Genomic DNA, 15001 nt, shown 5'->3' with positions numbered 1-15001 from the left:
AATGGTTAGATTGCGTGAATATGAAATTTTTTTTAAAGTTGGACCCCATATTTTACAAGGTTATCTTAGCTTCTGATATCTACTTCACAGTTTCCCCTAACTATTTAGGGGGAAATAACAACAAAACCTCAAGACCGTGCTAGTGTGAGTGTATAAATCTCCACCGTCACGCCGGCTTTACTTGCGGCATGTAAAATGACATGCCCACAAGCGTCTAACGTACTTCCGGTCGTGTAGATGTCATCAATTAAAAGTAATTTAAACGGCTTGCTGTAATTCTTGAGCAGGCTGAAATCAAATTCATCAAGCTTGATAGAAAAGGCATGTTTCATCGTCTCGAATCGCTCGGCGCGAGACTTGAAGCTTTGTTTCCCTGTGTTGATCTGGCGTTGCAACAGATCAACACAGGGCAAACCAGCGGTGATGGCAAGCTCTGTTGCCAGCCGCTCCGCCTGATTAAAGCCGCGTTCGGCCAGACGCTCGTCGCTCACGGGCACATACGTGACCGCATCCGGTCGCCATAGCGGCTTCCCGGTTTCTTTTTCACATATAAGAGTCAGTTCTTCACTCATCGCTTGAAAAGCTTGAGTTAACATAGCAGTTAGTAGCGGAGCGTAGCGCTCATAGCCTCGAAATTTGTACATGCTTATCCAATCTTTCATTAGATCGTTATACTGGACGGCGCTACGATTGCAGAAGAAAGAGCGATTCTGCATATGCGGGCGCACACAGTCAGGGCATCCTACACCACGCCCACAGCGCTGGCAACGGATCGAACGAATCCATGGAATCTGCTGTACACAACGCGAACATATCCCGGGATAACGTGAGGACAACACTGCACGGGTTCCACAAGTCAAACATGGTGAACCCGGCGGGCCAAGCAGCTTATGGAGTTGTCCGGTTAAACGCTGAACATGCTCGGAGATATGAGAAATATAACTGAACATGATGTGCTTCTCCTCTCTAAACGGAATAACGAGACGACGTAGCGAGCATAAAGTATGTAATACACGTTCGGTTAGTAGTGTGAAGACCACTAGTGCTTGTGTAGCGATGGAATGGTTTTGTTTGAAGGTGGATACTGGCGTAAATAATGGTTCGCATCAACGATTAGTCTGTAGTGAGCTTATTCAAGTTCAGTTGTGTATGTTGATGTAATGATGACTATGATCTTGGAGCTGGCGTACGGAGGTAACGTTTGCGACGGGCAATAGCGTTCATTTTGCGGATCTGGGATACAGCTTTCACTTGGGAACGAGTACGGCGGGATGCAGCAAATACGACACGGCCTGCCGGATCATCCAGGGAGCGCCCTGCCCGGCCTGCCATCTGTACGAGCGAAGCCTCGTCAAAAAGTCCGTTGTCTGCATCCAGAATAAACACATCGCTACGCGGGATCGTCACGCCTCGCTCCAAGATGGTGGTTGTCACGAGCAGACGGATGGAGCGTTCACGAAATGCAATGACTTTGGCAGCCCGCTCCGCATCCTGCGATGAAGTGCCTTCAATTGAGATCCCAGGAAAAGTCCGACGCATCAGGAGCACAAAGGCCTCAATCTGGGCGATACGCGTTACAAAAACAAACACCTGAGCATCACGTTGTAAGGAAGTACGAATGCTACTCACGATGGTAGCTGGAAGTTGTTTGCGTTTGATGCATTGTGCCATAGTAGACATGTTGATCAGCTTCGGTACAGGTAGCGGATGTCGATGGAAGCGGACAGGCACTTTGGCATGAGCAAGTTTGCCCAAAGCGACCTCACGTTGCAAACGGGTTGGCGGCGTAGCGGACAAATAAATAAAATGCCCCTCCGGTTTACAGCAAGATGTAGCGGCGTGGGCCAGCATGGGATCGTTATGATAAGGAAATGCATCAAGTTCGTCGATGATCACCAGATCAAAACCTTGGTAAAAACGCATAAGCTGGTGTGTGGTGGCCAGAGTAAGCTGCGCGTCTTTCCAGCGCTCCGAACTTCCGCCATACAGCGTTGCGAGCGAGGTGTCCGGGAATGCTTTGGCAAGGCGCGGAGCCAGCTCCAGTACAACATCCCTGCGCGGTGTAGCGACCAATGCTCGTCCCCCATGATCCAGGGTGTGCTGGATTAGTGGAAAAATCATCTCGGTCTTGCCGGCCCCGGTCACGGCCCAGAGCAAGAACCGCCCCGGCCCATCCCCTGCGGGCGGCCGGGCCAAAAACGCGAGCGCCGCGGCTGCTGCCGCGCTCTGCGCTGCGCTTAGCCCCCACCGGGCGAGTCCGCCGCCGGTGGGGGCCAGGGCCGTGCCACGCGATGCTTCGCCGCGTGCGGGCACGGCCCCTTGCGCTGCACTGCGTAGCAGCAGCGCACAAGCACGGCTACGCCCTAGCGCGAGGCATGCCTCGCAGTAGGCGCACGCCGCCAGGCCGCAGGCAGCGCAGGGCACGCGCTGCCTGGCTTCGCTGCCACAGCGGTGGCAGCGGGGCGCGCTTCGCGCGCGGCCGAGCCACGCGAACCTGCGGCGCGTGGCAGGCCCTTCGAGGGCGGCTGTGAGCTGCAGCCGCCCATGCAAGCGCGCGAGCTGCGCAGCCGCGCGCCAGCCCCCTGGCGGCATGGCGGGCTCCGCCGCCAGCAGCGCCTCGGCCTCGGCCGCCAGTAATTGGCGGCCGCTCATCCGCTCAGCCAGCAGAGCTGCGCACTGCTCCAGCTGAGCCCAATACTCGGCGGGATATGGCTTCGGCATCCCGCCCACCCTAACTGCACGCATAGCTGCAGTCCCTTTCCCTCCATCCCTACCAATTCCTTTTCCCCTTTTATCGTTCTCCCCTCTGTCCAATCCATTTCCATTCTTCCATTTCCCTGCCTCCGCCTGTTCGACCAACACTCTCCTTGCCTCTATTTCACCCGAGAGATGCTCATACAAGTCCAGCTTGGTATTGAAGTAGCTTTGCCACGCCTCCATACGCCACATATCCATGCTACGCTCGGGTACGAATTGATCTACCAGCCACGAAGCCTGACTTAACGGAAGATACATGCTTAACACCAGCCATTGTTGCACATGCCTTTCACTCATGCCCTCAAGCCACCACATGACATCCACCTGAATGTCGAGAGACATGACCATATCCCACTCTTCCTCCGCCCGGTACACGTAAACCCCAACCTGCATCGCGTCTTCCCTCCCCTGTTCGTATCCGAAAAACAAAAAAAGCACATGCTGACCGACGGCTTCGCCGGAGCATGTGCTTCATGTCCATTCTGCATATCACAGTGATTATAATTATTCATACGATGACCATCTTCTAAAGCATTTCGAATTTCAACCTCACCGTATCCCGTTCCTTCAGCTACTTAGTTCGACCCTTCTCTTCCTCAATTTCCATATAAATCAAGTATATGGTTTTGCATTCTGTCCGTCAAGACAACCTTAACGTCACGTATTAACTCATTTAAAAGTTTGGAATTTTTCCTTTGTATATGCGCAACTTTTTCCAGTTTTATCAGTCTATACTTCTAAGTTAAGACGTCTGACTTCAAAATGCTTCTTCAGCGTCATTTGTAGTGATAAATCCAGTCTTTAACCATAGATTGCAATAAAACCCATATTCAATTTAAAGGCAGACTTGGCTACAATTACAAAAAAAAGATTACAGCCTCAAGCTGTAATCTTTCTCATATCGAATCGGCATATCAACGTCTGCAAACGTGTAAAATGTGAGGATTATCTGCACCCAGCTTCATCATTGGACCTACGCAGATCAATGAGGCGATAGTCACCATTCCTCTGCCCGGTATGTTCAAGTTCTGCTGGCACAGCAGGCAGATAAGACAACTCCATGCCTTGCCTTTGCATCATCTTCTCAATAATGGTTATCGTCTCTGCCTCTTGTTGCTCGGCGACCACCGTTAATGTAAAGCTCTTGCCGCGATATAATAATTCCAGACAAAGTGATCGAATAATGCCTTCAATCCGTCCTACCTGATTGGAAGGAATGAGCAAAATCTGCTCGAAGCCTTCGGACTCCGGGCGGGAAGTATGGCGCTGGTGCATAAGATGAACGGCCATTGCCGCCAGGAAGTATATGAGCAGAATCATAGTCAGATGAGCAACCATGGCAACTGCACCTCCTCGGAAGGTCATGTTCACCCATGGCGAACATCCCTGTATACCGCAGTATATGCAGCGTATTCCGAAGGGTTACAGTCAAACAACCAGTCGGCGCTCGCCTGAACCAATGTTCAGGACACCCTTACACTGTGTTCATGTACAGTGATAAAGTCCATCAACCCGCAAACCAATCCAAACTGGATAGGGCGCGAGTAGATACCTGTATAACAATTATTAGAATTAGAGTGTAACCCAGCCATATTTGATGGAGTTAATAACGGCCTGTGTACGGTCGTCCACTTCCATCTTCTGCAGAATGCTGCTGACATGGTTTTTCACTGTTTTTTCACTGATGAACAAAAATTCACCAATCATCTTGTTGCTCTTACCCTCAGCCATTAAACGCAATACCTCAGCTTCACGACGTGTCAGCGGGTTATTGTCTCCAGCAACAAATTTAACGCCTGCTTCCTTCGAAGCGCCTTCGCTCATCGCACCTGTTTCGTTAAGATACGTCATACGACGAAGTTGCATAATCAGTTTGCCCGTTACTTTAGGATGAATAAATGCATGCCCTTCATGAACGGAACGAATCGCGTTGATCAGCGACTCTGCTTCCATATCCTTCAGCAAATATCCGTTGGCTCCCTTACGGAGTGTTTCGAATACATAACTTTCATCATCATGAATGGACAAAATAATAACTTTTACATCCGGGAACAGCTCGCGCAGCTTCTCAGTGGCTTCGACGCCGTTCTCTACAGGCATGTTAATGTCCATCAGAACGATATCGGGTTTATCCTGATTACAGAATTCGAGCACTTGAATGCCATCGCCACATTCCCCGATGACCTCAATGTCGTCCTCCATATTTAAAATGCGTTTCAAGCCCTCTCGGAACAGCTGATGATCATCAGCCAAGAGAACTTTAATTGATGTTTTTCCAGTATCACGGTTTTCCATCCTGCTACTCCTTTCCCTTATCCACGTTTGTCGGGATATGAATGACTATTTTGGTTCCCTGGTTCTCTGCGGATTCAATCTCTATTCTTCCTTCTAACAGTTCAACCCGTTCTCTCATCCCGATCAGACCGAAGTGGTTGTGATCCTTGCTTTTCTTGGCAAGAAGCTCCGGTTTGAACCCAAGCCCATTGTCCTGAACGACAATTTTGACGAGCTGAGCCTGGTATGTAATTTCTACGACAACATATGTGGGATAAGCATGCTTGGCAGCATTAGACAGACCTTCCTGCACGAGACGATAGATTGCAGCCTCCATTGCAGATGAGAGACGATGTTCCTTGCCTCTTGTTTCAAAAAGCGACCGAATTTTTGTTTTTACTTCAAAATCCTGCACATACTTTCGAAGCGTTGGAATCAATCCCAGATCATCCAGTGCCATAGGACGCAGATTGAATATAACTTTTCTCATTTCTTCAAGACTTGAACGAACCTGGCCTTTCAAATCTACTATTTCGGCCTGAACCATCTTAAAATCCTGCTTCATGAGCATTCTTTCTACAATTTCCGTCCTAAGCACTAGATTAGCAAGCATCTGCGCAGGCCCGTCATGAATCTCGCGGGCAATACGTTTCCGCTCTTCCTCCTGGGCCAAAATTATTTTCAAACCAATCATTTGTCGATTCTTGGCAGACTCGATAATCCGGGTCACCTGACCCAGCTCTCCTGACAAGTATTCTAGCACAACGCCCATCTGCGAACCAATTGTCTCGGCACGTTCTACAGAAGCCTCCACATTTTTGGCACGCTTCTGCAGATCATCCCGACGGGCCTTTAGATACATTTCCTTCTCACGATAAATCATCAGATCCAGCTGTAGCTGTGTCGCTTTTTCATACGCCTGCTTGATATCATGCTCCGAATAGCGGACAAAGTCGCGGCTCACCTCTGTAAGCCGGATCCGGGAACGGCGGTAATTCAGCTCCAATTGATCTACTTTCTCGATCGTTTCCGCCGTTTCCTTCAGCACCGACTTCAACTCTTCATTGAGCGTCTTCAGCTCATCACGAGTGGAGTCCATGATTTCAAACATTTGATATTTGCTGTTTTCCATGACTTGTATGGCGTTTTTTATGACGCGGTCTATGGCATCGGCTTGTAAATCCACGTTTGTTCGACTCCATTTCTATCGTTTCCGGTATATATCATACCATATCACGATGAGATGGTAACGGTCTTCGTGTTCTGTTCCCATTTTACAGTCAACCCAAGTTGCTCGGAAACGAGTCTGAGAGGGACTAAAGTCCTGCCCCCACTTACGTAAGGTGCAACCGTTGCGCTCTGTCTTTTGCCATTGAGAACAAATTCTTTCTGACCTACCACCAGATCGATCAGTTTGCTGCCGCGGATTACTGTAATCCGCTGATTTTTACCGTCCCAGTTCGCCTGTCCGCCAAAGGCATCCAGTACATGTTTGATCGGTACATACGTAGTTCCATTCTTAAGAACCGGTGTTGCATCAATGGTCTTTTTTGTCCCGTTTACTGTCATAGACTTCTGTCCAAGTACCAGTGAAGCTGTACCTGTAGGCAATCCAACTTCGCTGGATTTGGAAGGCATGGTGAACGCAATGTTGTCGAACGCAATCGTTCCCGTCATTGCACGCTCATCCTGTCCATCTTCTACATTCACGACATACACACGTTTCAGTTTCGCCGGATAAGCGATGTTCAGTCCATTCAGGTCAACATTAACCTTCTTCCATCCATTCCAGTCGATGACTTTAGCCAGATCGGCATATACCGTTTTGCCTTTAGCATCCGTAAATTCTGCACGTAGCCAGTTCAGACTCTTGTCACCCATCACATCCATCGACATGGACGTTGCGGCTGCTGATACGTCTCTGCCTGTTGAACCGTTCAGCTGAGCATAAGCATACATTTTACCGGTTCCGCCCGTCATATCGTAACTGAGTTGCAGTACCTTTGAGCCTGCCTTCTCACCGGTTCCTGCCACGACTGCGGCCGAGCCTGTCACCCCTGCTACATTTGTTGTGAAGTTAATCGGATAGTTCGCGTTTTCGAAATTTTCCCAGATCGTTTCGCTCGCTGCTGCAGAGAGTACAACAACCGTGCTGTAACCATCATATCGGCCGATTGCATAACCAACCTGTGCTCCATCATTTACAGACGATACCGTCAACTGGTCACCTGACACTTTTCCTTTAAATCCAATGAATTCCCATGTCAGGGAATCGGCCGGTACCGTCACGCTTTGTCCGCTCTTTGTTGTAGCTGTCACTGGAATCGAGAGTGTAGTTCCCGCTTGGAGTGAGCCAAGACCAGATCCGGCAGTTAAGGAAGCCAGCTCGTTACCACCCAGCACCGTTACTTTGATAGAGGAAGACGCTCCGCTACTTGTTGCCGTCAGCGTTGCTGTACCCGGCTTCACACCTTTAATCGTTCCGTTGCTAACGCTGACAATGCCGTTATTGCTGGATTTCCAGGTCAACGGAATATTGCCTGTCGAGATCGGGTTGTAGTACGTGTCATAGCCTTTTGCAGAGTACTTTCCTTCCTGACCTGCGAGCAACGTCTGGTTGCCGCTCACCGCAAAACCTTTCAACTTGCCTTCAGGTGCCGTCGAGAATACTCCAAGTGTATTTACAACTTGACGTTGCTCGGTACCGTACTCGGTGTTAAATGTGAGACTTGCGGATTGTTCACCCAGTGGACGTGTAACCATTGTCGTTGATCCGCCGCCATCCAGATTCATGCCTTTCCATACCCCGATACTGGTCATAAATGACTGTAATTCGGTCAAGGACATGCCGCTGCTGTTGCCGTTTTTCTCGGCTGCAATAATATATACATACCGCCCATCCTGAGAATATCCTACCGCGGTTCTGGCACGAACACCACCTATGCCGGAAGAAGCAATATTCCGCGAGAAGGAAGCAGCCTGACCTCCGTTTACCAGAATTGTATGACCGCCAATCATCATTTCCAGATTATTCGGGTCAACAGACTGTCCTGTCGTTTTGGCAACCAACTTGTAATCTGCTCCAACTGTTTGTCCAACAGACAGGTGACTCATGACCCATGTTGCCGCTGTACCATGTGCACGGAGGATATACCCGTCCGGCGGTACGGTCATATTTAATGCCTTTTTATCCGAAATTTGCGTGATGACACCATTCTGAACGAGTACCTCCGTCGGCGTTGTGGAAGGATCATTCGGACGTTTGGTCGACGTCCATGCAGGTGTATAAATATACATGGAGTTCACATGGCTGTATGTACCCGCTCCCGTTTCAACCGTATAGTCCTCCTTATTTATCCCACGCAGAGCGAATGTTGAACCATCCTGCGCCTTTACTGTGCCGTCAAATGAATATTCATCAATCATGGGCTTGCCATCTTTGGTTACCGTGAGAGCATACATGCCCTTCAGTTCCGAAGGCGTAGACACCAATACACCGTCAGAAACTTGACCGCCGATCGGTGACATTTCTCCGGATACGTTAAAATAATCTCCGTTCACCGCAGCGACCGCGCCGTTTTCCTTCGCCATACCGCCAGTGCTTTGTTTACTGTTTAATTTATTTCCCTTGCCTGTCATTACATCCAGTTTCACGTATGGATTTTGCAAGTCTACCTGGATCACATCGGCAAGCACATTTACCTTCGAACCTGAACGTGTTGTCGTATATCTGTATTTCATGAGCTTCGCACCCGAAGTCAAAATCTCTTCGCCCAGCTTGCTCGTATTCGTCGATGCGGCCGCGGCTACGGATTGCCACGAAGTCCCTGACCACATCTGTCCTCCTGCACTCATCACAGGCGCAATCCAGATCACACCAGCCAGTGTTACAATTGCCCATTTCTTTGCCTTATTGTACTTAACGCCTTCCAGCTGTTTCCCATGTTTCCCCAGCATGTTTGAAACGTCTCTCCCATCTTGTATATCAATCTTAGATATCACACAGATCCTGCCTAGTGACAGTCTCACAGCGTGATCCCTAGCATACCCTTCTATTAATAGACTGTTTTTTGTAGAAAAAGTTACGTTAATCATGAATATTAAGGGCTTTTCTGGTAAAAAAAGACCCAGGTATAGAGTAAACCTCCATACCTGGGAATCATCCTGCATATTAATATTTAAACCTTCATAATTGAATGGGTTTAAATCCAGCTTTATATGTTTACAGATAACCAATCCGATCCAACATCCGTTTTAACATGACCGCCGCTTGTTCTCTGGTCGCCTTACCCGTAGGCTTGAAGGTCTCATCGAGATGCCCTTGGATGATTCCTGTTTGCACGGCTTTGGCTACCGAATCCTTGGCTTTGATCTTGGCTTTATCCTTAAATACCTTGAGCGTATCCTCTGCCTTTTCCTGAAGTGCCGGAGGCTGGCCTACGAAATCCATTGCTTTGACGAGCATAATCGCCATTTGTTCACGCGTGACCGGGCTGTTTGGCTGGAACTTCCCATTGCCTACCCCTTGAATAATCTTTGCCTTTACTGCAGCACCAATATATCCATTGGTCTCAGGTTTTCTGCCAAGGTCCGTAAATGATGTTGCAGATGCATCCGGTTTGAGTCCCAAACCTCTTGCAACAAGTTCAGCAAACTCGGCACGAGTGATATTCGTTTTGGTATTATACTTGTCCAGATTATCTGAAGTGATAATCCATTTGGAAGCGAGTTCCGTTAACGCTTCCCTAGACCAGTCCGATGCTTTAGGGAAGCTGACCAGATGGGTGATCGGTGCAATCACGCGGTTTCCATCCAACAAACCACGTGCTACGATCCCTGTCGAAGAGGTTCGATAAGCTGTCGGTATATACGATAACGATTGTGAGTTGGGGTCAATCGCTGTCAAGGTGGTTAACAGTGTAGATGTGTTTCCAGGCACCTTCGTTAAATATTCACTTTTAATATTTTGCTCTACACTCTTCCCCGTGTTTCCATTAAAGAGCGTAACATAGGTTTCTGTTGCTTCTCCCAGACTCTGTGCGTTGGATCTGGATAACATGAAGTCCATGGCACCTGCTGAAAGTCTTGGCACAGGCTCCATCTGTACGTACAGGGTCGCTGTCCCTGGAGCCGTTGTGATTCCCGCACTTTGTCCCATTGTTACAAACTTCAGATCTGCAAGAGGGACCATCCATACATTGTCTTTATATTTGACACCGATCGTACCTGCACGATATTTGCCTGCCAGTTGGGATAGCTTGTGGAATGGAATACCCACATAGGCTGCTTCACTCGTCGTTGGGACTTCGAATATGATCGGTTGATTCAACTTAAAGCTGTTCGAGGCATAATTGAACGCCTGTTCAAGTTTATTTTCGTCCAGTGTGTACTGCTGTATTGTTCGGTTATAACGAGATGATGCCATCTTAGCTGTTGCTGCATCTGTACTTAGAATTAACATACTTTGAGCAAAACCGGAGTTATTTGCATTACGTTCCGTCAGCCACGCTGGGAGTCCTAACGATGTATTATCTGTTGGCGTCGTAGTCGCTGTCTTCTCTTGCAACGTCAATGGTCCGAACGCAGCCACTTCTGTATTCAAAGCATCTCTAAGCTGAACACCATCTGGGGTGTACGTCACTGTAGCAACCTGTCCGGTCTGAGCAGCTTTGGACAGTTTAACCGTCACAACAGACCCATTAACCGAGGCGGAGCTAACCGGAATGATTTCATTGCCAGACTGTACTTTAAATTGCGAGGGAGTCAGTACAGCTTCTGATTTTAATGTGTTTCGGAAGTTAATCTGGACCGTATCTCCCTGCAGAATACCGGACAGAATTGTACCGTTTCCGAAGGTCTGTGTCACAGGTACAAGATCCAGTAAAGCGGCCTGATTGTTAGCCATATCCGTCAAGCGAGAGGTTCCCGGTACATAAGATAACGTCACCACTTGCGTACTTGTCACTGGAGTTGTCAGCGTTAGTGTCACCAGATCATCATCAATGTCTACATTGTTAACAAAGATCGCTTTGCCGTCTGCCAGTACCGAGTATTGATTATTCATCGGTTTGTTTAACCGGCTTAGCGGCTCATTGTAATACATCCACAGCTTATTAGCATTAACTTCAGCCTTCTGGAATACAGGCGGCTTTGAATCATTACTGTTCCGCACATAGAAACCGCTGAAACCTGCAAGCGGCTGCCCGCGGCTATCTTTTACAGGCTGGTCACCTGGCTGATACGATACTCGTACCACCTCACCATTGCTAATTGAAGAACTAAGGTTCAACGTAATCTGTGAGCTAGTGTTGGTTGAGATGCTGCTTACGCCAATGGTTTTGCCATCGGCAGTAACACTGAACTGTTTATACGCATCACTGGAGTTAATATATACCGTCTCCGGATAGTAGAGAACGATGCTGTTTGTATATGCCACACCTTCACGAGGTTTGGACATGATCGAGTCCAGTCCATTCTCTACATCTCGTGCCGAGAAGGAGACCGCAGAGTTCAGGGACAAGTCTTGAACTCTACGTGAAGTTGTCGTCGGGACGGTATAAGCTACTTTCACAACTTGTCCTACAGCGACACCTGTATCCAGCACAACATACACGCTATCCCCTGAAACATACGCCGTACTTACACTGCGATTATCTCCATTGACCGTCACTGCAAAGCTGGAAGGCAACAGGTCAAACGTAGATAACCATTCATCATACGTCAAACGAATAATCGTATTGCTGTACATTTTTGCTGTTTTGAGCACCGGTGGTGTCGTGTCAACAGACAAGGTTCTGAACGTCCACGAGGTTGTCCCCGTTAGGCCTGTAAACAGATTGCCGGACCGATCCCGGAAGACGTTACCCGGAATATCCACCGTATACGTTGTGTTACTCGTCAGGCTGGATTGCGGAATGATACGCAGCTGACGGTTGTTGGAGCTGTTAATGATCGTTGTTGCGTTCACCGTACCGCCGTTTGAACTTCTCAGGATGGCTTGAGCGGAATAATTGGTATCCAATTCTTGGGTGAAGGTTACGTTTAGTTCCGTCGTAAGAGCTATGCCTGTTGCTCCATTTGCTGGAGACAAAGAAGCCACTGTGATAGCCGATGGATCGGAGATCACACTGAATCCCCAGTCGATTCGCTGGATCGCAGCCGTGTCATTCCCAAGCGCATCACGGAAAAAACCTTCGGGTATAGCTATGTATACGGTGCTATTATTTGCCCAGTTTCGAACAGGGTCAATCGTCACAATGGTTTGTGAGCTGTTAAAACTAATTTGCGAAGAGTTCGCATCCACCTCTTCAAACAATTCATTCCCTTGATAAATCTGTAGTTTCCCGGTACCTCTAGACATCGCTTGATCAAAGGTCAATGTGAGATTTGCTGAAGGCGATACGCCCGTAGATGCCGTTTGCGGTGTTCGATTCAACAGTTTGGCCGGACTTGCAGTAGCGACATGGAAGGTCCACTCCTTATCCAGTCCTTCAAAAAAAGTTTGGCCATCCGCATATACAAAAGATCGATTACCAATAGAGACATAGAAACTTCCACCTGGCAATGCAGGACTAGGCGTAATTGTGACCACCTTTCCCAGATCTGGATCAACAGCCACATTATCAGGTGTAATACTTACAGTCGGGTCACCAACATTGATACTACGCACAACCGAGTTATCCGAAAGTCGGCGGATAATGATTAGCTCTTGCGTATTCGCTACTTTTCTCACCGGGTTTGTAAATTCAATCTTCAGCGGCTGTGTTCCGTCTGCCTGTGTTGCATTTAACAAAGGTAATGTGGCGCTAATTCCCTTCGCAGCCAAGTCATCTGCGGCATAAGCTGTATTTCCACCTATCCAGCCGCCTAGCAAACCCTGTGTCATTAACATCACGATTAATAGTGTAATCCATCCCTTACGGGCCCAATTTTTCACAAACACCTATCCTTCCCCCTAATCCTTAATCCTTATGTCTGATGTACAGACCTCTATATGTATGTCGGCCACAGAAGGAATATCTGTTAGTTATTTGGATATATATTACATTTAATTTATAATTTATTGGGCTTACTTGTCTTTAAGATTACTAGGCTAGAAGAGTCTATTATTTAATAAGATTCTCAGGAGCTCATGACAAAAAAAGCCCTGGTTCCTAAACGGAACCAAGAGCTTTATATTTGCCTGACGTATTACAGACCCGCTTGTGTTTTCAAGAGTTCTGCTTTGTCCACTTGTTCCCAAGGTACATCGAGATCTGTACGGCCAAAGTGACCGTAAGCAGCCGTTTGTCTGTAGATCGGACGACGCAGATCCAGCATACGAATGATGCCAGCTGGACGAAGGTCGAAATTGTCTCGCACCAGTTCCACCAGCTTCTCTTCGCTAACTTTGCCTGTTCCGTATGTGTCCACGTTAATGGATACCGGATTCGCTACACCAATCGCATAAGCGAGCTGAATCTCCACTTTGTCAGCCAGACCCGCAGCAACCAGGTTCTTCGCTACATAACGAGCGGCATAAGCTGCAGAACGGTCTACTTTTGTCGGATCTTTACCTGAGAACGCACCACCGCCATGACGTGCATAACCACCATATGTATCAACAATGATTTTACGTCCAGTCAGTCCTGCATCCCCTTGAGGTCCGCCAATAACGAAACGCCCTGTAGGGTTAATAAAATATTTCGTCTGCTCATCCAGCAACTCTGCTGGGACAACAGGCAGGATGACCTGCTCTTTGATGTCTTTCTGGATTTGTTCCAGTGTTGTCTCTTCCGCATGCTGTGTAGATACAACGATCGTGTCCACACGTACCGGTTTGTCACCGTCGTATTCGATCGTCACTTGTGTCTTACCATCCGGACGAAGGTAATCCAGCGTACCGTTCTTACGCACTTCCGCCAGACGGCGTGCAATACGGTGAGACAATGCGATGGGTAACGGCATTAGCTCCGGTGTTTCGTTCGTTGCAAAACCAAACATCAAACCTTGGTCACCTGCACCAATGTTCTCTGTTTCACGTGCCATTTGCTCTGGATCACGATGCTCCAGCGCGGCATTAACACCTTGTGCAATATCAGCGGACTGTTCATTGAGTGATGTCAGTACCGCACATGTATTATAATCAAAACCGTACTTGGCACGAGTGTACCCAATTTCTTTTACTGTATTCCGTACAATTGCCGGAATGTCCACATATTCAGACGCAGAGCTGATCTCACCAATAACAAGCACAAGACCTGTTGCTACCGAAACTTCGCACGCTACACGAGCGTTTGGATCGTTCGCAAGAAACGCGTCCAATACGGCGTCCGAGATCTGATCGCAGATTTTATCCGGATGTCCTTCGGTTACAGACTCTGATGTAAATAGATGTCGGCCTTTAATAGACATGAAGTTTCAACCTCCCATAACTATAGTATGGCGATTGCCCGAACAAAACATAACGGCGATTCGTTCACTATACCCTCGAAGAAGCTTACAGTATAATAAGGACACTGATCCGCAATAACGAAGACAAGGATTTTTCAGGTAATTGCCTTAACAAAAAATCAACCTTTCCCTAGTGGAAAAGGTTGCATACCTCAACTGCCATCTTATCGTATTTGTCAAGTGGTGTCAATTCAGGGTACGTTACGTATGAGTTCTAGAGGTGCTGTTCTGCCTGACGAATCAAGCGTTTCGTAATCTCTCCACCGACCGATCCATTCTCCCGCGAAGTGAGATGTCCCCAGCCTTTGTACTGCCCATAGGAATGATCGCTGATCGCGCCAAGTTCTCCACCGAACTCCGTATCTGCGCCAGCTAAACTGCTACGACCACCATATCCAACATTCAAACCAAACTCGGCAGCAATTTCGTACTTCATCTGATCGAGCATTTGACGACTTTCCGGTACGACCTTCTTATTACTTCTAGCCATTGTTCCTGCACCTCCGTTGTTGGTTGTCTACAAGTATAGAGTGAGCAG

At 48.1% G+C, this 15001-nt stretch carries 9 protein-coding genes; all 9 read right to left on the bottom strand.

Annotation, left to right across the window (positions count from 1 at the left end; translation table 11 throughout):
- Window positions 1-128 precede the first annotated feature (128 nt).
- The 9 genes from BLQ13_RS18785 to BLQ13_RS18745 all read right to left on the bottom strand — a co-directional run bounded on the left by BLQ13_RS18785 (window position 129) and on the right by BLQ13_RS18745 (window position 14953).
- Window positions 129-950 carry a ComF family protein gene (locus BLQ13_RS18785; RefSeq protein WP_090922931.1) on the bottom strand — a complete coding sequence of 274 codons (822 nt, stop codon included), beginning with the start codon at window positions 948-950 and terminating at the stop codon, window positions 129-131.
- Between the two features lie 217 nt (window positions 951-1167).
- On the bottom strand, window positions 1168-3072 hold the full coding sequence (locus BLQ13_RS29105; RefSeq protein WP_420848948.1) for a helicase-related protein: 1905 nt from the start codon (window positions 3070-3072) through the stop codon (window positions 1168-1170).
- A 630-nt stretch (window positions 3073-3702) separates the two neighbouring features.
- Window positions 3703-4095: a hypothetical protein gene (locus tag BLQ13_RS18775; protein ID WP_090922927.1), complete on the bottom strand. Its 393-nt coding sequence runs from the start codon at window positions 4093-4095 to the stop codon at window positions 3703-3705.
- A 234-nt stretch (window positions 4096-4329) separates the two neighbouring features.
- Window positions 4330-5052 (bottom strand): response regulator transcription factor, encoded by a 723-nt coding sequence (locus tag BLQ13_RS18770; RefSeq protein WP_063567747.1) that lies wholly within the window; start codon window positions 5050-5052, stop codon window positions 4330-4332.
- Window positions 5053-5056: 4 nt separating this feature from the next.
- Window positions 5057-6217 carry a sensor histidine kinase gene (locus BLQ13_RS18765; RefSeq protein WP_090922925.1) on the bottom strand — a complete coding sequence of 387 codons (1161 nt, stop codon included), beginning with the start codon at window positions 6215-6217 and terminating at the stop codon, window positions 5057-5059.
- Between the two features lie 47 nt (window positions 6218-6264).
- On the bottom strand, window positions 6265-8988 hold the full coding sequence (locus BLQ13_RS18760; RefSeq protein ID WP_090922923.1) for a stalk domain-containing protein: 2724 nt from the start codon (window positions 8986-8988) through the stop codon (window positions 6265-6267).
- Between the two features lie 265 nt (window positions 8989-9253).
- A complete protein-coding gene (locus BLQ13_RS18755) occupies window positions 9254-12973 on the bottom strand; it encodes a SwmB domain-containing protein (RefSeq protein WP_090922921.1) in 3720 nt (1239 codons plus the stop codon).
- Between the two features lie 248 nt (window positions 12974-13221).
- Entirely contained in the window at window positions 13222-14424 is a 1203-nt protein-coding gene (metK, locus tag BLQ13_RS18750; RefSeq protein ID WP_090922918.1) for a methionine adenosyltransferase, read from the bottom strand.
- Window positions 14425-14677: 253 nt separating this feature from the next.
- Window positions 14678-14953, bottom strand: a complete 276-nt coding sequence (locus tag BLQ13_RS18745; RefSeq protein WP_090922916.1) for an alpha/beta-type small acid-soluble spore protein — start codon at window positions 14951-14953, stop codon at window positions 14678-14680.
- Between the last annotated feature and the right edge of the window lie 48 nt (window positions 14954-15001).

This window comes from Paenibacillus polysaccharolyticus (assembly GCF_900102085.1).
GTDB lineage: Bacteria > Bacillota > Bacilli > Paenibacillales > Paenibacillaceae > Paenibacillus > Paenibacillus polysaccharolyticus.
This window is presented reverse-complemented; position numbering and strand designations above follow the sequence as displayed.

Excerpts from the sequence above, each read along its gene's own strand:
- metK (WP_090922918.1), bottom strand. The coding sequence starts at position 14,424 with ATGTCTATTAAAGGCCGACATCTATTTACATCAGAGTCTGTAACCGAA.
- BLQ13_RS18745 (WP_090922916.1), bottom strand. The coding sequence starts at position 14,953 with ATGGCTAGAAGTAATAAGAAGGTCGTACCGGAAAGTCGTCAAATGCTC.
- BLQ13_RS18760 (WP_090922923.1), bottom strand. The coding sequence starts at position 8,988 with ATGCTGGGGAAACATGGGAAACAGCTGGAAGGCGTTAAGTACAATAAG.
- BLQ13_RS18785 (WP_090922931.1), bottom strand. The coding sequence starts at position 950 with ATGTTCAGTTATATTTCTCATATCTCCGAGCATGTTCAGCGTTTAACC.
- BLQ13_RS18770 (WP_063567747.1), bottom strand. The coding sequence starts at position 5,052 with ATGGAAAACCGTGATACTGGAAAAACATCAATTAAAGTTCTCTTGGCT.
- BLQ13_RS18775 (WP_090922927.1), bottom strand. The coding sequence starts at position 4,095 with ATGGTTGCTCATCTGACTATGATTCTGCTCATATACTTCCTGGCGGCA.
- BLQ13_RS29105 (WP_420848948.1), bottom strand. The coding sequence starts at position 3,072 with ATGTGGTGGCTTGAGGGCATGAGTGAAAGGCATGTGCAACAATGGCTG.